Genomic DNA, 17,028 nt, shown 5'->3' with positions numbered 1-17,028 from the left:
GGTAAATGATTCCCATGACCCTGCGCGAAGCCCTATCCCAGGTTCCCGACCCCCGGGCCCACAACCGCCGCTACCCCCTCTGGGGCCTGCTGGCCCTGGTTCTTTTGGCCTTCCTCTCCCGCGTGGACTCCCTGCGCGGCGTCTCCCGCTTTGCCCGCGCCAACCCCCACCTCCTCCCCCACCTGGGCCTGCGCAAGGCCCCGGGCCACACCGCCCTCACCCAACTCCTCCACCGCCTGGACCCCCAGGCCCTGGCGGAGGCCCTGGCCAAGGTCTTCCCGGGAAGGGAGCTGGAAGGGGAAAAGGTCCTGGTGGCCGACGGCAAGGTGCTGCGAGGGAGCGGTAAGGGGAAGAGCCCCCAGGTCCGCCTGGTGGAGGCCTGGGCCCTTTCCCTGGGGCGCACCCTGGCCCAGGCCAGGGCGGAGGGAAGGGAGGACAAGGCGCTTCTGGAGCTTTTGGAGCGCCTGGGGGCCGAGGGGCTTGTGGGGAAGGTGGTGGTGGGGGATGCGGGGTTTTTGTACCCCGAGGTGGCCCGCCGGGTGCGGGCAAAGGGGGGGAGTACCTCCTGGTGCTGAAGGGGAACCAGGGGGGGCTTTTGGGGTGGGTGCGGGAGGTGTTTGCGGGGATGGCGCGAGGAGCCCTGCCTGGGGAGACGCGGGCGGAGTGGGTGCGGGAGGCAGACGGGGAGGTGAGGCGGTACGAGGTGTGGGCTTCTCCGGTGTTGCCCCCGGAGGTGGCGGCCTTTCCTGGGGCCAGGCAGGCGGTGCGGCTGGTGCGGGAGGTGGTGGTGAAGGGGACGGGGGAGGTGAGGCGGACGGAGGGGTACGCGCTCACGAGCCTTGGGCCGGAGGAGGCGGACGCCCGGGTGCTGGGGGAGATTTGGGTGGGGCGATGGGGGGTGGAGAATGGTTCCTTCTGGGTGCGGGATGTGCTTTTGCGGGAGGACGCCTTTCAGGTGCGGGGGCGAGGGGGTGAGGTGCTGGCGGTGTTGCGGGCGCACTTGGTCTCGTGGTTGAACTGGAAGGGGGTGCGCCGGAAGAAGGCGGCCTTGGAGGTTTTCTCCTTCAACCCCCTGGCTGCCCTGCGGTTCCTGGGGCTCTATGCAGAATAGCGGTCAAGTCTGCCCCACCCCCTCGTGGGCGTGCACCAGGAGGAGCTCGCCCCGGTTCCCGTAGTTGGCGTCCACCAGCTCCACAATGGGGTCTTTCCACAAAGGCCGCGTGGTGGGCCATTTCCTCGTGCATGTCCTTGGGGATGGGCTTAAAGGCCAGGTTGTTCTGGAAGAAGTCGGCGTGGGCATAGACGTGGGCCATGACCAGCTTTTGGGCGAGGAGGGTGTTGCCCTTGAGGAGGTAGGCCCGGACGGGGTGGGTGTTCACCACCAGCTCGTAGATGCGCCCGAGGCCATAGCGGTAGGTTTCCCGGTGGCGCAGGTACTCGCTACCCCAGCGCCAGTGGGGGTAGCGGCGGGGAGAATGTGGCCCCGGTTCTAGCCTTTTGAGATCTCGTAGAACCCCCGGGCGTTATGGAGGAAGTGGGCCAGGATGCCGGGGAGGAGGCTTCCCGTGAGGAGGTAGGCGAGGCCGAAAAGGAGCCCGGCAAGCCCGGTGTAAACGGGATAGGCGAAGGCCCGCCTGGGGGCGGGGTGGAGGAGGGCAAAGGCCAGGGCCTGCAGGAGGAGCCCCAGGGGCCCAAGCCAGGCCATGAGGAGGCTTTGCAGAAGGCCCCGGAAGAAGACCTCCTCCGCCACCCCCGAGAGGAGGGCGAGAAGAAGGAGGAAACCCGGCCCCACCCCGGCCGCCTTTAGGGCCCGCCCCACCTCCCGGTGGAGACCCTCGGCCTCCCGGAAGGAGGCGGGGAAAAGCCTCCGGAAGAGGACCTCCAGGCCACCCAGGGCCAGGAGGAGGCCCAGGGCATAGGCCAACTCCTTGGGGCCCGCCTGGCCAAAGGGGAGGCCGAGGAGGAGCATGCCGGAGGCCCCCAAGAGGAGTAGCCCCCCTTGGAGGGCGAGGAGGAAGGCTAGGGGTGGGGGAGCCAAGGCCTTAAGGCCCTACCCTCCCCCCAGGGCGAAGCCCTGGTCCAGGAGCTTCTTGGGGTAGGCGCGGAAGGCGAGGAGGGTTTCCGTGCGCTCCACCCCTTCCATGGCCAGGATCCCCTGGGTGACGGCGTCGTCCAGCTCCTCGAGGTCCTTAAGGCGCAAGAGGGCCACCAGGTCAAAGGGGCCGGTGACGGAGTAGACCTCGGCCACCTGGGGGAGTTCGGCGATGGCCTCGCCCAAGGCGGCGATGCGCTCCCCGCGGGTCCGGATGAGGACGAAGGCGGTGATCACCCCCTTATCCTACCTCCAGGATCGGCTTGGGCCGGAAGGCCAGGGCGTCCGCGGCCACCAGGTGGAGGGGGATGCCCTGGTACGCCTTGGGAAGCTTCTCGGGATCCGCCCCGTGCAGGTGGCCGTAGACGATGGCCTGGGGAGCGGCTTCGGCGGCCAGCTCCAAAAGGGGGGTGGCCTCCCCCTTGGGGCCGAAAGGGGGGAAGTGAAAGGCCACCAGAAGGTGGCGGTAGGTTTTGCCCCTCAGGTCCTGCAGGGAGAGCTTTAGCCTTTCCACCTCCCGGGCGAAGATCCTCTCGTCCTCCGGGGTGGGGGGTGGGTACTGCCAGCCCCGGGTTCCCGCCACCGCCACCCCCTGGAGGACCAGGGCGTCGTTTTGCAGGGCGTACATCCTGGGAGGAAGCACCGCCCTTAAGCGGCTTATGGAGGGCCACCAGTAGTCGTGGTTGCCCTTTAGGAGCACCTTGGTCCCGGGCAGGGCGGCCAGGTCCAGAAGGTCCGGCAGGGCCTCCCCCAAGCGCATGGCCCAGGAGATGTCCCCGGGGACAATCACCAGGTCTTCCTCTGCCACCACCTCCCGCCAGCCCCGGAAGAAGGCCTCGGGGTGGCCCTGCCAGTTGGGGCCGAAGATGGTCATGGGCTTGGGGTTGAGGCGGGAGAGATGGGGGTCGGCGATGGCGAAGACCCGCATGGGCCTTAGCGTACCCTATGGGTATGGAAAAGTCCGAGGCCCTGGCCTACGCCCTGAGGCTTCTTTCCCAAAGGGCCCTGAGCCGGGCCCGCTTAAGGGAAAAGCTTTTGCGCCGCTTCCCCGAAGGGGAGGTGGAAGGGGTTTTGGCCCGCCTCGAGGCGCTGGGCTACCTGAACGACCAGGCCTTTGCGGAGGCCTTCGTGGCCTCCAGGCGGAAGTACGGTCCCCACAAGCTCCGCCACCTCCTCAGGGCCCAGGGGGTGGCGGAGGAGGTGGTGGCGAAGGTGCTGGCCGCCTATGGGGAGGAGGAGAGCCTGGAGGCGGCGCTTAAGGTCCTCCGCCGCTACCCCCGGCGCCAGGACAAGGCTAAGGCGGTGCGCTTCCTCCAGGGACGGGGCTTTCCCCTTTCCGTGGCCTTGGAGGCCTACCGGCTTGTCAAGGAGGAGGAAAGCGGGTAAAAAGAGCCCATGCCCGAGGTGCGTGCGGAGCGCTTCATCAAGGCCCCAGCGGAAAAGGTCTACGCCCTGGCCAAGGACCTGGAGGGCTTGAAGCCCTACCTGAAGGAGGTGGAAAGCCTCCGGGTGCTCGCCCAGGAGGGCCAGCGCACCCGAAGCGAATGGGTGGCGGTGGCCATGGGCAAGAAGGTCCGCTGGCTGGAGGAGGAGGAGTGGGACGACCAGAACCTTAGGAACCGCTTCTACTCCCCGGAGGGGGATTTTGACCGCTACGAGGGCACCTGGGTCTTCCTGCCGGAAGGGGAGGGCACCCGGGTGGTCTTGAGCCTCACCTACGAGCTCACCATCCCCATCTTTGGCGGGCTCCTGCAGAGGCTGGTGCAAAAGCTTATGCAGGAGAACATAGAGAGCCTTCTCAAGGGCCTCGAGGAGCGGGTCCTGGCTTCCTAGTTGCGCGCGGGGCCCTTTTGCTCTAGCATGGGCCTGAAGCCGCCCATGTCCTTCCGAAGCAGGGTGGCCTAAGAGCTTTCAGGAGGTCAAAGTGGAAACGTTGCGCGTGTCTTCTAAGTCCCGCCCCAACTCCGTGGCCGGTGCCATTGCGGCGCTCTTGCGCACCAAGGGGGAGGTGGAGGTGCAGGCCATCGGGCCCCAGGCGGTGAACCAGGCGGTGAAGGCCATCGCCATCGCCCGCGGGTACATCGCCCCCGACAACCTGGACCTGGTGGTGAAGCCGGCCTTCGTCAAGCTGGACCTGGAGAACGAGGAGCGGACCGCCCTCAAGTTCAGCATCAAGGCCCACCCCCTGGAGTCTTGAGGCCCGAAGGCCCCAGGGCCCTGGCCCTGCGCATCCTCCTGGAGGTGGAGCGGGGCGGCAGGGCCCAGTTCTTGCTGGACCGGGCCCTGGACCGCCTCTCCTGGCCGGAGCGGGACAAGGCCTACGTCACCCATTTGGTGTACGGGGTCCTCCGCCACCTGAGGTTCCTGGACCACCTCTTGGAGCCCCACCTCAGGAGGCCGGAGGGGCTTCCTCCTCCCGTCCGCTGGGTTTTGCGCCTCGGGGCCTGGGAGTGGCTTTCCGGCAAGCCCGACCATGCCCGGGTGAGCCCCTGGGTGGAGGAGACCAAGAGGGTATCCGCCCGCCTGGCGGGCCTGGTGAACGCCGTGCTCCGCCGCCTGCACCCGCGGGAGGCCCCCGAGTGCGTGCGCCTGAGCCTTCCCGACTGGCTTTGCCAGGCCTGGCAGGGGTTTTTCGGCCAGGTGGCCTTCGCCGAGGGGTTCAACGAACCCGCCCCCCTCTTCGTCACCGCCTACCGCCCCGTGGCGGGGTTGCCGCCGGGCCCGGTCCCCGATAGCTACCTCTGGGAGGGAGGGAAGACGGACTTCTCCGCCTTGGGCCTCCAGCCCCAGAACCCCGCCTCCCTCTTCGCCGCCCAGCTCCTCGAGCCGGGCCCGGGGGACAAGGTGCTGGACCTTTGCGGGGGTGCGGGGCTCAAGGCCTTTTACCTGGCCGCCAAGGGGGCCGAGGTGGTGTCCTACGACCGGAACCCCAAGCGCCAGGCGGCGGGGATGCGCACGGCGGAAAAGCTGGGCCTAAGGGTGGCCTACCGCACCCAGGACCTGACGGAGCCCCTTTCCGAGAAGGCCCAAAAGGTCCTCCTGGACGCCCCTTGCACCGGCACCGGTACCTTTCGCGGCCACCCTGAGCTCCGCTACCGTTTGGCCCCGCAAGACCCCGGGCGCATGGCGGGGTTGCAGCTTAAGCTCCTGGAGACCGCCGCCCAGGCCACGGAGGAAGGGGGGGTCTTGGTCTATAGCGTCTGCACCCTGACGGAGGAGGAAGGGGAGGGGGTGGCCCGGGCCTTCCTCGCCCGGCATCCGGAGTTCGCACCCGAGCCCATCCCCTGCCCCCCCTGCCCCCTTCCCGTCCTCAAGGCGGGGCTGGGGGTTTACGTGGCCCCGGAGGGGGGGTTGGATGGGTTTTATTACCTCCGCCTGCGGAAGGTAAACTCTAGGGCATGAAGCTGGCGTTTGTGGGCCTGGGGAAGATGGGGAGGAGCATCCTGAAGGGCGCCCTGGAGCGGGGCTTCCTGAGGCCGGAGGAGGTGGGGGTGGTGGGCCGCACCCCGGAGCGCACCCGGGAGCTGGCCGAGGCCTTTGGCCTCCGCCCTTTAACCCTCAAGGAGCTCGCCCAGGCGGAGCGGGTGCTTCTTGCCGTCCAGCCCCGGGATTTTCCCCATCTGGCCCCGGAGATGGCCCACCCTGGGGTGGGGTACATCTCCATCATGGCGGGGGTGTCCACCGCGGTGCTCTCCCGCAGGCTGGACACCCGGCGGGTGGTGCGGGCCATGCCCAACCTGGCGGCGGTGATCGGGGAAAGCTCCACCGCCCTCACCGCCTTGCAGGAGGCCAGGGAGGCGGGGGATTTGGCCTTCGCCCGGGCCCTCTTCGCCACCGTGGGGGATGTGTACGAGATCCCCGAGCACCTCTTTGACCCCTTTACCGCCATGTCCGCCTCGGCCCCCGCCTATCTGGCGGTGGTGGCCGAGGCCTTGGCCGACGCCGGGGTGAAGATGGGCATGCCCCGGGCCTTGGCCCTGCGCCTGGCGGCGGAGGCCTTGGCGGCCACGGGGGAGCTATTGAAAAGCCGCCATCCCGCCCAGCTCAAGGACGAGGTGGCGAGCCCCGGCGGAACCACCATCCACGGCCTCCACGCCCTCGAGGCCCGCGCCCTCCGGGCCGCCTTCTACGAGGCGGTGGAGGCGGCCACCCGGCGGGGGCACGAGCTGGGGGAGGCCGAGTAGGAGGGCCATGGGACCCTCAAGGAGGTGGCGGGGTTTCCGGTGCCTTTTGGCGCTAGGGGTGTTCTTTTCCCTGGCCCTGGGCCAGGTCTTTCCCCAAGCGGGCGGGCGGTACCGGTATTCCGACGGCGTGGTGCAGGAACTCATCCCCACCCCGGAGGGCTTCCGCCTGCGCTACCTAAGGGAGGGGCGCCTCTTTCGCGAGGACCGGCTCAAGGGAGGACCCGAGGGGCTTTTCCTCCTCGGGGTGGGGTTGCCCGAGGGGTACTTTCCCTTTACGCCCCCCTCCTGCTCTACCCCTCGAGGTTGGAGGTGGGGCTTTCCTGGGGGGGAAGCGCCCGGTTCCAGGGGCAAAGGGTGGCCCTCTCCGCCCGGGTGGAGGGCGTGGAAGGGGTTAAGGTGAAGGCCGGGGCCTTCAACGCCTATAGGCTCCGGGTGGCCTACACCACGGAGAAGGGGGGTACCGACCTCAAGGAGATCTTCCTGGTCCCGGGCCTTGGGGTGGTGGCCTACCGCACCCAGGAGGCCTGGGTGGAGCTCTTGCAACGTCCTTAGGCCTTGGCCTTGAGGTAGTACCTCAGGATCTCCCGGTACATGCGCAGGCGGTGGAGGAAGCCCGGCAAAAGCCCCCGCTTCTCCTCCTTCATCACCTGGCTCACCCCGGGGAGGGGCAGGTAGAGGACCCGCCAGCCCTCCCTTCGGGCGTGGCGGGTGAGGAGGAGTTCCAGGTCGTAGCGGGCGTCCGGTAGGCCCGGCACCCTCCTAAGGTCCTCCGTCCTCAGGGCCCGTTGCCCGGAGAGGAAGGGGGTGAGGCGCATGGCGAGGTCCGTGGAAAGCCTCCCCCCCTGAAATACGCCCACCGTCATCTCCGCCTCCCCCGCCGCCACGGGGGCCAGGAGGGCGTGGAGATGCTGAGGGGCCAGGCCCAAGAGGTCCGCATCCAGGAGGAGGACCCAAGGGGTCTCTACCCGCCTGAGCCCCTCCGCCAGGGCCCCGCCCTTACCCCGGTTCTGGGGCAGGCGCACCACCTGGGCCCCGGCCTTGGCCGCCTCCTGGGCGGTGCGGTCCCCCGAGCCGTCGTCCGCCACCACCACGGGAAAGCCCGCCTCCTTGGCCACCCGCACCACCCCGGCGATGGTGGCCTCCTCGTTGTAGGCGGGGATGAGGACGGTGGCCTCCATCTAGCCTCCGAGAAGCCTCCTCAGGTCCTGGAAGGTGACCAGGAGGATCAGGAGCATGAGGAAGACGAAGCCCAGGTAGTGGACCATGGCCTCCTGCTCGGGGCGGATGCGGAGAAAGCGGGAAAGGAGGAGGAGGAGAACCCGCCCCCCATCCAGGGCGGGAATGGGCAGGAGGTTGAAAAGGGCCAGGGAGAGGTTGATGGCCACGGTGAGCTCCAGGAGGCGGAAAAGGCCCTCCTTGGCCGCCCGGCCTGTTTCCGCCACGATGCCCAGGGGGCCCACCACCCCGCTGTCTGGGTTCCCGGCCAGCACGCCCAAAAGCCCGCTCACCAAGGCCTTGGCCATCTGGGGGCCGAAGGCCAAGGAGCGGCTCACCGCCAGGCCGAACCCCTCCAGGAAGCCCACCCTGCGGAAGGCCACCTCGGGCTGGTACACCACCCCAAGCCGCTCCATGCCCTCCCGCCAGGTGAGGGTGAGGGTGAGTTCCTGCCCCTGGCGGCGCAGGGTGAGGGTGTGCTCCCCCGGGGTCTTCAGCCGCTCAATCCCCTGGGCCTGGGCGAGGGGGGTGCCGTCCACGGCCACCAGGACGTCGCCCGCCCTTAGCCCCGCTTCCTCCGCCACGCTTCCCGGGAGGACCTCCAGGATCACCGCCTTTCCCGTGGCCTCCGGTACCCCTTGGGCGGTGAAGAGGTAGGCCAGGAGCCCCCAGGCCAGGAGGATGTTCATCATGACCCCGGCCGTCAGGACCAGAAGCTTTCCGGGAAAGGGAAGCGCATCGTACCCCCGGCCCCGCTCCTCGGGGAGGAGGCCCTCGATGTCCGCATACCCGCCGAGGGGAATGGCGGAAAGCCGCCACTCCGTGCCCCAGGCGTGCCGTTTCCACAGGATGGGACCAAAGCCCAGGCTGAAGGCCTTGACCCGTACCCCCTGCACCCGCGCCGCCAGGTAGTGCCCAAGCTCGTGCACGAAGATGCTCACGCCGATGATGATCAAAAACCAGACCAGGCTCATGCCCACCTCTTGGCCTCCTCCCGGGCCCAGGCGTCCACGGCGAAGAGGTTTTCCCATGTTAGGGGAAGGGAAGGGGTGTTTTCCAGGACCTGGGCCAGGATCTTGGGAATCTGGGTGAAGGGGATTTTTCCGGAGAGGAAGGCCTCCACCGCCACCTCGTCGGCGGCGGAGACCGCTACCTGGGCTACCCCGCCCCGCCTTCCTGCCTCGTAGGCCACCGCCAGGGCGGGGAAACGGTTGAGGTCTGGCTCCAAAAACTCCAGGGTCCCGGGGAGGGGAAGGTCTTTAAGGGGGGTTTCCGCCCGCTCGGGGTAGGTGAGGGCGTACTGGATGGGAAGGCGCATGTCCGTGGGGCCCAGCTGGGCCTTAAGGCTCCCGTCCGTGAAGCGCACCAGGCCGTGGACGTAGGCCTGGGGGTGGACCAGGACCCGGATCCTCTCCAGGGGGAAGCGGAAGAGCTCTTTGGCCTCCAGGACCTCGAGGCCCTTGTTGAAGAGGGTGGCCGAGTCTATGGTCACCTTGGGGCCCATGCGCCAACGGGGATGGTTCAGGGCCATCTCCGGGGTGACCCGGGAGAGGTCCTGGGGCTCCCGCAGGAAGGGGCCCCCGCTGGCGGTGAGGATGAGCTCGGCCACGTCCTCCCGTCTTTCCCCCAGAAGGGCCTGGAAAAGGGCCGAGTGCTCGGAGTCCACGGGGAGGATCTCGGCACCATGGGCCTCCACCTCCTGCCAAAGGAGGGGCCCGGCCGCCACCATGGCCTCCTTGTTGGCCAGGGCCAGGCGCTTGCCGGTGCGCGCCGCCACCCGGGTGGGGGGGAGGCCCGCAAGCCCGGGAATGGCGGCCACGGCCACCTCCGCCTCCAGGGCGGCCACCTCCTCCGGGGTGCCCAGCCTCAGCCAGGGGAAGCGGGCCTTAAGCTCCCCGTGCAGGCCCGGGTCCGCGGCCACCAGGAGGGGTTGCCACTCGGCGATCTGCTGGGAGAGGGCCTCGAGGTTTCTCCCGGCGGCAAGCCCTACCACCCGGAAGCCCCGCCAGCGGCAGACCTCCAGGGCCTGCCGGCCGATGGAACCCGTGGAGCCCAGGATCACCACCCGTTTCATGTGAAGAGCACCACCAGGAAGTAGGTGAGGGGGAAGGTGAAGAGTAGGCTGTCAATCCGGTCCAAAAGCCCCCCGTGCCCGGGGAGGAAGTGCCCCGAGTCCTTCACCCCACAGTACCGCTTCAGCATGGATTCCCCCAGGTCCCCCAGCTGGGCGGCCAGGGAAAGGAGGAGGCTGAAGAGCCAGAGTTCCAATAGGCCGAAGGGGAAGACCTCCCGCACCAGCCCGGTGTAAAGGGCGAGGGCCAGGAAGCTTACCGCAATCCCTCCCAAGGAGCCCTCCACCGTCTTCCCGGGGGAGATCTCCGGGGCCAGCTTTTGCCGGCCCAGGGCCCGCCCCACGAAGTAGGCCCCGATGTCGGTGGCGAAGCTGGCCACGATGGGCAGGGAGAGGGTCCAAAGGCCGAGCCCGGCGTCCGGGGTTGCCCGCAGGAGGAGGACGTAGCCCAGGCTCCAGGGCAGGTACAAGAAGGCCAGGAGGGTGAAGGCGAAGCGGGTGAGGTCGGCTCCCCGCAGAAGCTCGTAGCTGAAGCTCCCCATCAGGAAAAGCCCCAGGGCCACCTCCCGCCAGGGCACCTGGGGGAAGTGCCAGTGGAGTTGGGGCAAGGAGAAAAGGAAAAGGAGTACCCCTCCCCCCACCAGAAAGGGCAGGTTCAGCCGGATGCCCCTCTTGGCCAGCATGTCCCGGAGCTCCAGACTCCCCAGCCCCAGGACGAAAACCAGGGTGGGCAGGATGAGGGGTAGGCCGGCCCACAGGACCACCAAAAGCACCAGGGCCCCCACCAGGGCGGAAAGGACCCGGGTGGAAAGGTCCTCCTTCCCCCCCATCACCCCTCCTTCCCCATGGGCCCCGGGGCGAGGGGGGAATGGCCTTTGGGCAAAGCGTCCACAGCGACCAAAGATAGGACCCAGGGGTTTTTAGCCCAGGATCTCCTCTTCCTTCTTCTCCAAAAGCTCGTCCACCTTGGCGATGAACTCGTCGGTGATCTTCTGGATTTCCCCCTCGGCTCGCTTGGTGTCGTCCTCGGAGAGGTGAAGGTCTTTAGAAATTTTCTTGAGTTTCTCCAGGGCCTCCCGCCGGATGTTGCGGATGGCGATCCTGCCCTCCTCGGCGTAATGGCGGGCGGTCTTCACCAGCTCCTTGCGCCGCTCCTCGGTGAGGGGGGGGATGTTGATGTAGAGGGCGTCCCCCTTGTTGGCGGGGTTCAGGCCCAGGTCGGAGTCGCGGATGGCCTTTTCTATGGCCTTTAGGGCGTTCTGGTCCCAGGACTGCACCACCAGGGTCTTGGCGTCGGGGGCGGTTACGGTGGCGATCTGGTTCAGGGGCACGTGGGTGCCGTAGTACTCCACCTTGAGGTGGAGGAGAAGGGCGGGGTTGGCCCGCCCGGTGCGCAGGCCCGCCAGGTTGTGCTCCAGGGCCTCGAGGCTCTTTTGCATGTGCGCCCGCGTATCCGCGTAGAGGTCCTTCAGGTTCATGCTTCCCTCCTTCAGGCGTGGATCAGGGTACCCACCTTTTCCCCCTGGATGATACCCACCAAGGCGCCGGGTTTAAAGATGTCAAACACCACGATGGGAAGCCCGGCCTCCATGCACAGGGTGATGGCGGTGGTGTCCATGACCTGCAAGCCCCGGTTTAACACCTCCAGGTAGGTGAGCTCGTCAAAGCGCACCGCCTGGGGGTTCTTGCGGGGATCGTCGGAATAAACCCCGTCCACCTTGTTCTTGGCCATCAGCACCACCTCGGCCCCCACCTCCAAGGCCCTCAGGGCGGCGGCGGTGTCGGTGGAGAAGAAGGGGTTCCCGGTGCCCCCTCCGAAGATGACGATGCGCTCCTTCTCCAGGTGGCGCAGGGCCCGCCGGCGGATGTAGGGCTCGGCCACCTGGGTGATGGTGAGGGCGGTCTGGACCCGGGTGGGGATGCCCAGGGACTCCAGGGCGTCCTGGAGGGCTAGGGCGTTCATGATGGTGGCCAGCATGCCGATGTAGTCCGCGGTGGCCCGGTCCATGCCCACCCCCTGCCTCGCCCCCCGCCAGAGGTTTCCCGCCCCGATCACGATGGCCAGCTGGACCCCGGTGTCGTAGGCGGCCTTGATCTCCTTGGCCAGGGCCTTGGTGGCCTCGGGCTCAATGCCGAAGCCGTTTGCGGTGAGAAACTCGCCGGAAAGCTTTAGGAGAACCCTCTTGTACCTCATGGCTTCTTTCGTCCCCCGACCGGATGCCAAAAACCGGGGCCCCTTGGGGTAAGGGCCCCGGGTGTCCAGCATGGCTTATGCCCCCAGTTCAAAGCGGCAGAACCGCCGCACCACGATGTTTTCCCCGGTCTTGGCGATGGCCTCCTGGATCAGCTCCTTCACCCGCACCTTGTCGTCCTTGACGAAGGGCTGTTCCATAAGGGCCACCTCCTCCAGGTACTTCTTCAGGCGGCCCTCGGCGATCTTCTCCGCGATCTGCTGGGGCTTGCCCTCGTTGAGGGCGGCCTGGATGTAGATCTGGCGCTCCTTCTCCAGCTCCTCCGCGGGGATCTCCTCGGCGGAAACGTAGCGGGGGTTCATCATGGCGATGTGCATGGCCAGGTCCCGAGCCAGGTTCTGGAAGATCTCGTTCCGGGCCACGAAGTCGGTCTCGCAGTTGAGCTCCACCAGGACCCCCACCCGCTGGTTGTGGTGGATGTAGTGGCCGATGATCCCTTCCCGGGCCTCCCGCTCCGCCTTCTTGGCCGCCTTCATGGCCCCCCGCTCCCGGAGGAGCTGGACGGCTTTTTCCTCGTTCCAGCCGGCATCTTCCAGGGCCTTCTTCACGTCCATCATGCCGGCGCCCGTGGCCTCGCGCAGCTTTTTGATGAGTTCCATCTGGCTCATGCTTCCACCTCGTCCTCGCCAAGGTCGGATGCCCCCTGGGCCTGGGCCTCTGCCCTCTCGGCCTCCTCCACCAGGGCGTAGGAGGGGGAGGGTTCCACCACCCCGCCCCGGGCCTGGATGATGAGGTCCACGGCCCGGGAGACGATGAGCTGGATGGAGCGGATGGCGTCGTCGTTGCCGGGGATGATGTAGTCCACCAGGTCGGGGTCGGAGTCGGTGTCCGCCAGGGCGATCACGGGAATGAAGAGCTTCCGGGCCTCGCGGACGGCGATGGCCTCCTTGGTGGGGTCCACCACGAAGACGGCGTCAGGAAGACGCTTCAGACGGCGGAAGCCCGAAAGGTACTTCTGCAGGCGGTCCAGCTCGTGTTTCAGGCGCACCTGTTCCTTCTTGGGCCGGTCCTGGATCTCCGGGGAGGCGAAGAGGTTCTCCAGCTCCTCCAGGCGGTTCACCCGTTGGGAGATGGTCTTGAAGTTGGTGAGCATGCCACCCAGCCAGCGCTGGTTCACATAGGGCATCCCCGCCCGGTCCGCTTCCATGCGGATGATGTCCTGGGCCTGCTTCTTGGTGCCCACGAAGAGGATGGTTCCCCCCCGCATGGCCAGGTCCTCGAGGAAGCGGAAGGTGCGCTCCAGCTCCACCATGGTCTTCTGCAGGTCGATGATGTGGATGCCGTTGCGCTCCGCATAGATGTAGCGCCCGAACTTAGGGTTCCAGCGCTTGCGCTCGTGGCCGAAGTGAACCCCTGCCTCAAGAAGCTCCTTAATGCTGATGTTTACAGGCATATTCCTCCCGTTCGGGGAAGGTTGGGCTTGGCGTTTCCCGTGCGCCGTCCTCTTTCCCGCAGGACCTTCCCCTGCCTGCGGGCTGGCCCGGCACACCTCTCCGATTATAGGGGCAGGAGGGCCTTTGCGTAACCCCCCCTTTTGGGCTATACTCCCCTAGGCTTGGGGCGGTAGCTCAGAGGGAGAGCACCCGCCTTGCAAGCGGGAGGTCAGGGGTTCGAATCCCCTCCGCTCCACCAAGTCCAGGAGGCAAAGCTTCACCCCCCCGGTAGTGTGGCCGGGGGGTGGTCTTTTCGGCTGTGGCAGGATGAGGCCATGGGGCCCAGCCTGGTCTTTCTGGGAGCGGGAAACCGGGGGCTGGCCTATGCGCGCCACGCCCACGCCCTGGGCGCCCGCATCGTGGCGGTGGCGGATCCCCGCCCTGAGCGCCTTCAAGCCTTCCGCCAAGCCTTCCACGTGGAGCACACCTTCCGGGACTGGCGGGAAGCGCTGGAGAAGCCCCAGCTGGCCCAGGCCGCGGTGGTGGCCCTTCCCGACCGGCTCCACGCGGAGGCGGCGGTGGCCCTCATGGAAAAGGGCTACCACCTCCTCCTGGAAAAGCCCATCGCCCCCACCTGGGAGGAGGTGGAAAGGGTGGCCCAGGCCAAGGCGCGCACCGGGCGGATGGTGGCCGTGGCCCACGTGCTCCGCTACACCCCTTACGCCCAGGCCCTGAAGCGCCTTCTGGGGGAGGGGGCCATCGGGGAGCCCGTCTCCGTGCAGCACCTGGAGCCCGTGGGCCACTGGCACTACGCCCACAGCTTCGTGCGGGGGAACTGGCGGAGGGAGAGGGAGTCCAGCCCCTTTCTCCTGGCCAAGAGCGTCCACGACCTGGACTGGCTGCTTTTCGTGATGCCGGGGGAGGTGCGGCGGGTGGCCTCCTTCGGGGGGCTTTTCCACTTCCGGCCGGAGAACCGGCCCCAGGGGGCGGCTGACCGCTGCCTCTTCTGCCCGGAGGAGGTGGAGCGGGCCTGCCCCTTCTCGGCCAGGCGCATCTACCTGGAGGCCTACGAACGTGGGGAAAGGGGCTGGCCCTTGGACGTGGTGGCCTACCCGGTGACCTGGGAGAACCTGGTTAAGGCCCTAGGGGAAGGGCCCTACGGGGAGTGCGTCTACCTGGGGAGGAACGACGTGGCGGACCACCAGGTGGTGATGCTGGAATACCAGGACGGGCGCACCGCCAGCCTGCACGCAGACTTGACCGCTATTCTGCATAGAGCCCCAGGAACCGCAGGGCAGCCAGGGGGTTGAAGGAGAAAACCTCCAAGGCCGCCTTCTTCCGGCGCACCCCCTTCCAGTTCAACCACGAGACCAAGTGCGCCCGCAACACCGCCAGCACCTCACCCCCTCGCCCCCGCACCTGAAAGGCGTCCTCCCGCAAAAGCACATCCCGCACCCAGAAGGAACCATTCTCCACCCCCCATCGCCCCACCCAAATCTCCCCCAGCACCCGGGCGTCCGCCTCCTCCGGCCCCAGGCTCGTGAGCGCGTACCCCTCCCTCCGCCTCACCTCCCCCGTCCCCTTCACCACCACCTCCCGCACCAGCCGCACCGCCTGCCTGGCCCCAGGAAAGGCCGCCACCTCCGGGGGCAACACCGGAGAAGCCCACACCTCGTACCGCCTCACCTCCCCGTCTGCCTCCCGCACCCACTCCGCCCGCGTCTCCCCAGGCAGGGCTCCTCGCGCCATCCCCGCAAACACCTCCCGCACCCACCCCAAAAGCCCCTCCTGGTTCCCCTTCACCACCAGGAGGTACTCCCCCCCTTTGCCCGCACCCGGCGGGCCACCTCGGGGTACAAAAACCCCGCATCCCCCACCACCACCTTCCCCACAAGCCCCTCCGCCCCCAGGCGCTCCAAAAGCTCCAGAAGCGCCTTGTCCTCCCTTCCCTCCGCCCTGGCCTGGGCCAGGGTGCGCCCCAGGGAAAGGGCCCAGGCCTCCACCAGGCGGACCTGGGGGCTCTTCCCCTTACCGCTCCCTCGCAGCACCTTGCCGTCGGCCACCAGGACCTTTTCCCCTTCCAGCTCCCTTCCCGGGAAGACCTTGGCCAGGGCCTCCGCCAGGGCCTGGGGGTCCAGGCGGTGGAGGAGTTGGGTGAGGGCGGTGTGGCCCGGGGCCTTGCGCAGGCCCAGGTGGGGGAGGAGGTGGGGGTTGGCGCGGGCAAAGCGGGAGACGCCGCGCAGGGAGTCCACGCGGGAGAGGAAGGCCAAAAGAACCAGGGCCAGCAGGCCCCAGAGGGGGTAGCGGCGGTTGTGGGCCCGGGGGTCGGGAACCTGGGATAGGGCTTCGCGCAGGGTCATGGAGAACCGTCTACCCCAAAAGGGGTATAACGGTCAAGTCTGGCCTGCACGTGGAGGGCTTGAGCCGGATGCGGTTTCGGGAGACGCGCATTTTTGGCACGGAGGGGGAGCTCTTTGGGGACGGACGGTACCTGCGGGTCTACCGCTTTGTGCGTGGGGAGCGGGTGATTGACCTGGAGACGGAGGGGGAGGGTTCCATCCGCACGGGGCACGGGGGCGGGGACCTGGGCCTGGTGCGGGCTTTTTTGGAGGCGTTGGCCAGGGGGGACGAGGGCCTTCTGGAGCCCTTTGCCGAGGCGGTGCTGGCCCACCGGCTCACCTTCCTGGCGGAGGCGGCCAGGCGGGAGGGGAGGGTGGTTGGAGTAGAAAACCCCCTGCCCTGAGGGGCAGGGGACTTTGGCGGAGAGGGCGGGATTCGAACCCGCGAGGCAGGTTTAAGCCCGCCTACACGATTTCCAGTCGTGTCCCTTCAGCCACTCGGGCACCTCTCCAAGTGCCAAGCCTGAGTTTAACAAGGCCCGTTTTTAACGTCAAGTAAGCTGGGGCTTGCCTAGTAAATCGCCTTGTACCCCCCCTGAGGGGGAAGCAGGGTGAGCAGGATGCGCAGGCCGTAGGCAAGGAACTCCATAAAGGCCCGCCACATGGCCGTATGCGGTTTCCGCTCCTGCAAATAACCCCTCCGCAAACGCGTCTTCATCCCCCCAAACACCCCCTCCACCACCCCTCGCCTCCGATACACCTCCCCGTCCCACCTCGCCGCTACCTCCCGCCGCACCTCATCCCGCACCTCTCCCCCTCCCCGCAGCCGGATCAGGGGCCACACCCCAAGCCCTCGCACCACCTCCCACACCTCCCTCCCGTCAAAGCCCGCGTCCCCCAAAAGCACCCCGCCCCCCAGCCCAAACCGCAGGAGCACCCCCGCCCCAAGCCTCGGGTCAGGGGCATACGCCCGCCCCACCCCGCCCCCCCAAGGGGCCAAAAGCTTCTGCCCCCTCCTCCACCGCACCAGGGCCAAAAGCCGGCTGTGCCCCCGCATCCGCCGCTCCTCCTGCCCCCTGTGCCAGCGCAGCACCGTGTCTTTGCTACGGTAGGCCAGCCCCGTGCTGTCCATCAAGAAAAGGGGGGTTCCCCTTCCTCTTGGGGAAGCCGGGCTTCCACTTTCTGTACCAGCCGTTCCAGCAGCGCCTGCAGCACCTCTTCGTTCAGGTGTTTCTGTGCATAGGCGGCCAGGGCCTGGTGGGAGGGGAAGGGGCCCTCTAGGAGGTCCTGGAGATGGGCCTCTGTGGCTCGGTAGGTGAGGCCGTAGAAGGCGCGGAAGAGGAGGAGGGCCAGGTACAGGGCATGGGTGTAGCGCCAGGGTCTGCCGCGGTGGCCTTTGGGGGTGGGTGGGGCCACCTCTTGGGCCAGGTACAGGCAGAGCTCTAGGACTTCCTTGGGCCTCGGTTCCCTTCGGACGAAGCCGCGCTTGCCCATCTCGGGAA

23 protein-coding genes, 2 tRNA genes and 3 pseudogenes are annotated in these 17,028 nt (G+C 67.8%); 11 read left to right on the top strand and 17 right to left on the bottom strand.

Annotated elements, in window-relative coordinates; genetic code table 11:
- Positions 1-14: 14 nt before the first annotated feature.
- Both BS74_RS12505 and BS74_RS13000 read left to right on the top strand, forming a co-directional pair.
- Positions 15-575, top strand: a complete 561-nt coding sequence (locus BS74_RS12505; protein WP_038058991.1) for a transposase family protein — start codon at positions 15-17, stop codon at positions 573-575.
- Positions 569-1,111 carry a DDE transposase family protein gene (locus BS74_RS13000; RefSeq protein ID WP_245606111.1) on the top strand — a complete coding sequence of 181 codons (543 nt, stop codon included), beginning with the start codon at positions 569-571 and terminating at the stop codon, positions 1,109-1,111. The genes BS74_RS12505 and BS74_RS13000 overlap by 7 nt, the downstream gene beginning before the upstream one ends.
- Positions 1,112-1,166: 55 nt before the next feature.
- Here BS74_RS13000 and BS74_RS11705 read toward each other — a convergent pair.
- From BS74_RS11705 to BS74_RS07115, 4 genes and pseudogenes are all read right to left on the bottom strand, one after another.
- Positions 1,167-1,472: pseudogene (locus BS74_RS11705) on the bottom strand (SpoVR family protein); the annotation flags it as partial.
- Between the two features lie 17 nt (positions 1,473-1,489).
- Positions 1,490-2,038, bottom strand: coding sequence for a CPBP family intramembrane glutamic endopeptidase (locus BS74_RS07125; protein WP_038057402.1), 549 nt, complete (start codon positions 2,036-2,038; stop codon positions 1,490-1,492).
- Between the two features lie 12 nt (positions 2,039-2,050).
- Positions 2,051-2,329, bottom strand: coding sequence for an Lrp/AsnC family transcriptional regulator (locus tag BS74_RS07120; RefSeq protein ID WP_038057399.1), 279 nt, complete (start codon positions 2,327-2,329; stop codon positions 2,051-2,053).
- Between the two features lie 4 nt (positions 2,330-2,333).
- Positions 2,334-3,020 (bottom strand): metallophosphoesterase, encoded by a 687-nt coding sequence (locus BS74_RS07115; RefSeq protein WP_038057397.1) that lies wholly within the window; start codon positions 3,018-3,020, stop codon positions 2,334-2,336.
- A gap of 17 nt (positions 3,021-3,037) precedes the next feature.
- Here BS74_RS07115 and BS74_RS07110 point away from each other — a divergent pair, with 17 nt between their 5' ends.
- From BS74_RS07110 to BS74_RS07085, 6 genes and pseudogenes are all read left to right on the top strand, one after another.
- The gene (locus tag BS74_RS07110) at positions 3,038-3,478 is read left to right on the top strand and encodes a regulatory protein RecX (RefSeq protein ID WP_038057395.1); all 441 of its coding nucleotides are present in this window, start codon (positions 3,038-3,040) and stop codon (positions 3,476-3,478) included.
- A 9-nt stretch (positions 3,479-3,487) separates the two neighbouring features.
- The gene (locus BS74_RS07105) at positions 3,488-3,925 is read left to right on the top strand and encodes a type II toxin-antitoxin system RatA family toxin (protein WP_038057393.1); all 438 of its coding nucleotides are present in this window, start codon (positions 3,488-3,490) and stop codon (positions 3,923-3,925) included.
- Between the two features lie 91 nt (positions 3,926-4,016).
- On the top strand, positions 4,017-4,289 hold the full coding sequence (locus tag BS74_RS07100) for a stage V sporulation protein S (protein ID WP_014515944.1): 273 nt from the start codon (positions 4,017-4,019) through the stop codon (positions 4,287-4,289).
- On the top strand, positions 4,286-5,494 hold the full coding sequence (locus tag BS74_RS07095) for an RsmB/NOP family class I SAM-dependent RNA methyltransferase (protein WP_038057391.1): 1,209 nt from the start codon (positions 4,286-4,288) through the stop codon (positions 5,492-5,494). Before BS74_RS07100 ends, BS74_RS07095 begins: the two co-directional genes overlap by 4 nt.
- Positions 5,491-6,276 (top strand): pyrroline-5-carboxylate reductase, encoded by a 786-nt coding sequence (proC, locus tag BS74_RS07090; RefSeq protein ID WP_038057390.1) that lies wholly within the window; start codon positions 5,491-5,493, stop codon positions 6,274-6,276. Before BS74_RS07095 ends, proC begins: the two co-directional genes overlap by 4 nt.
- A 7-nt stretch (positions 6,277-6,283) precedes the next feature.
- Positions 6,284-6,828: pseudogene (locus BS74_RS07085) on the top strand (hypothetical protein).
- On the opposite strand, the gene BS74_RS07080 reads toward BS74_RS07085, so the two are convergent.
- From BS74_RS07080 to rpsB, 8 genes are all read right to left on the bottom strand, one after another.
- The gene (locus BS74_RS07080) at positions 6,825-7,454 is read right to left on the bottom strand and encodes a glycosyltransferase family 2 protein (RefSeq protein WP_038057388.1); all 630 of its coding nucleotides are present in this window, start codon (positions 7,452-7,454) and stop codon (positions 6,825-6,827) included. The pseudogene BS74_RS07085 and the gene BS74_RS07080 sit on opposite strands and share 4 nt — an antisense overlap.
- Positions 7,455-8,465, bottom strand: a complete 1,011-nt coding sequence (locus BS74_RS07075) for a M50 family metallopeptidase (protein ID WP_038057386.1) — start codon at positions 8,463-8,465, stop codon at positions 7,455-7,457.
- The gene (gene dxr, locus BS74_RS07070) at positions 8,462-9,565 is read right to left on the bottom strand and encodes a 1-deoxy-D-xylulose-5-phosphate reductoisomerase (RefSeq protein ID WP_038057383.1); all 1,104 of its coding nucleotides are present in this window, start codon (positions 9,563-9,565) and stop codon (positions 8,462-8,464) included. Before dxr ends, BS74_RS07075 begins: the two co-directional genes overlap by 4 nt.
- Positions 9,562-10,392, bottom strand: coding sequence for a phosphatidate cytidylyltransferase (locus tag BS74_RS07065; protein ID WP_038057380.1), 831 nt, complete (start codon positions 10,390-10,392; stop codon positions 9,562-9,564). Before BS74_RS07065 ends, dxr begins: the two co-directional genes overlap by 4 nt.
- A 90-nt stretch (positions 10,393-10,482) precedes the next feature.
- Positions 10,483-11,040: a ribosome recycling factor gene (gene frr / locus BS74_RS07060; RefSeq protein ID WP_038057378.1), complete on the bottom strand. Its 558-nt coding sequence runs from the start codon at positions 11,038-11,040 to the stop codon at positions 10,483-10,485.
- Positions 11,041-11,051: 11 nt separating this feature from the next.
- Positions 11,052-11,756: a UMP kinase gene (pyrH, locus tag BS74_RS07055; RefSeq protein ID WP_038058987.1), complete on the bottom strand. Its 705-nt coding sequence runs from the start codon at positions 11,754-11,756 to the stop codon at positions 11,052-11,054.
- A gap of 75 nt (positions 11,757-11,831) precedes the next feature.
- Complete coding sequence (gene tsf, locus BS74_RS07050; protein WP_038057375.1) at positions 11,832-12,422, bottom strand: translation elongation factor Ts; 591 nt, start codon at positions 12,420-12,422, stop codon at positions 11,832-11,834.
- Complete coding sequence (rpsB, locus tag BS74_RS07045; protein ID WP_038057372.1) at positions 12,419-13,207, bottom strand: 30S ribosomal protein S2; 789 nt, start codon at positions 13,205-13,207, stop codon at positions 12,419-12,421. Before rpsB ends, tsf begins: the two co-directional genes overlap by 4 nt.
- A gap of 164 nt (positions 13,208-13,371) precedes the next feature.
- Here rpsB and BS74_RS07040 point away from each other — a divergent pair.
- Together BS74_RS07040 and BS74_RS07035 are read left to right on the top strand one after the other, a co-directional pair.
- Positions 13,372-13,446: transfer RNA gene (locus tag BS74_RS07040), tRNA-Ala, on the top strand.
- A 76-nt stretch (positions 13,447-13,522) separates the two neighbouring features.
- Positions 13,523-14,497 (top strand): Gfo/Idh/MocA family protein, encoded by a 975-nt coding sequence (locus tag BS74_RS07035; RefSeq protein ID WP_081914568.1) that lies wholly within the window; start codon positions 13,523-13,525, stop codon positions 14,495-14,497.
- Here the strand turns inward: BS74_RS07035 and BS74_RS12495 are convergent.
- Both BS74_RS12495 and BS74_RS12490 read right to left on the bottom strand, forming a co-directional pair.
- Entirely contained in the window at positions 14,451-14,993 is a 543-nt protein-coding gene (locus BS74_RS12495; RefSeq protein ID WP_245606092.1) for a DDE transposase family protein, read from the bottom strand. The two genes, BS74_RS07035 and BS74_RS12495, sit on opposite strands and share 47 nt — an antisense overlap.
- Complete coding sequence (locus BS74_RS12490) at positions 14,987-15,547, bottom strand: transposase family protein (RefSeq protein WP_038057369.1); 561 nt, start codon at positions 15,545-15,547, stop codon at positions 14,987-14,989. Before BS74_RS12490 ends, BS74_RS12495 begins: the two co-directional genes overlap by 7 nt.
- 59 nt (positions 15,548-15,606) lie before the next feature.
- Here BS74_RS12490 and BS74_RS07020 point away from each other — a divergent pair, with 59 nt between their 5' ends.
- Entirely contained in the window at positions 15,607-15,930 is a 324-nt protein-coding gene (locus BS74_RS07020; protein ID WP_245606091.1) for a hypothetical protein, read from the top strand.
- A gap of 14 nt (positions 15,931-15,944) precedes the next feature.
- Here the strand turns inward: BS74_RS07020 and BS74_RS07015 are convergent.
- The 3 genes and pseudogenes from BS74_RS07015 to BS74_RS12480 form a co-directional block, all read right to left on the bottom strand.
- A tRNA-Ser gene (locus BS74_RS07015) sits at positions 15,945-16,038 on the bottom strand.
- A 59-nt stretch (positions 16,039-16,097) separates the two neighbouring features.
- Positions 16,098-16,679, bottom strand: a pseudogene (locus BS74_RS12485) (transposase); the annotation flags it as partial.
- Entirely contained in the window at positions 16,658-17,020 is a 363-nt protein-coding gene (locus BS74_RS12480) for a hypothetical protein (RefSeq protein ID WP_051946805.1), read from the bottom strand. The pseudogene BS74_RS12485 and the gene BS74_RS12480, both read right to left, overlap by 22 nt.
- Positions 17,021-17,028: the final 8 nt, after the last annotated feature.

It is taken from the genome of Thermus amyloliquefaciens (assembly GCF_000744885.1).
Classification (GTDB): domain Bacteria; phylum Deinococcota; class Deinococci; order Deinococcales; family Thermaceae; genus Thermus; species Thermus amyloliquefaciens.
This window is presented reverse-complemented; position numbering and strand designations above follow the sequence as displayed.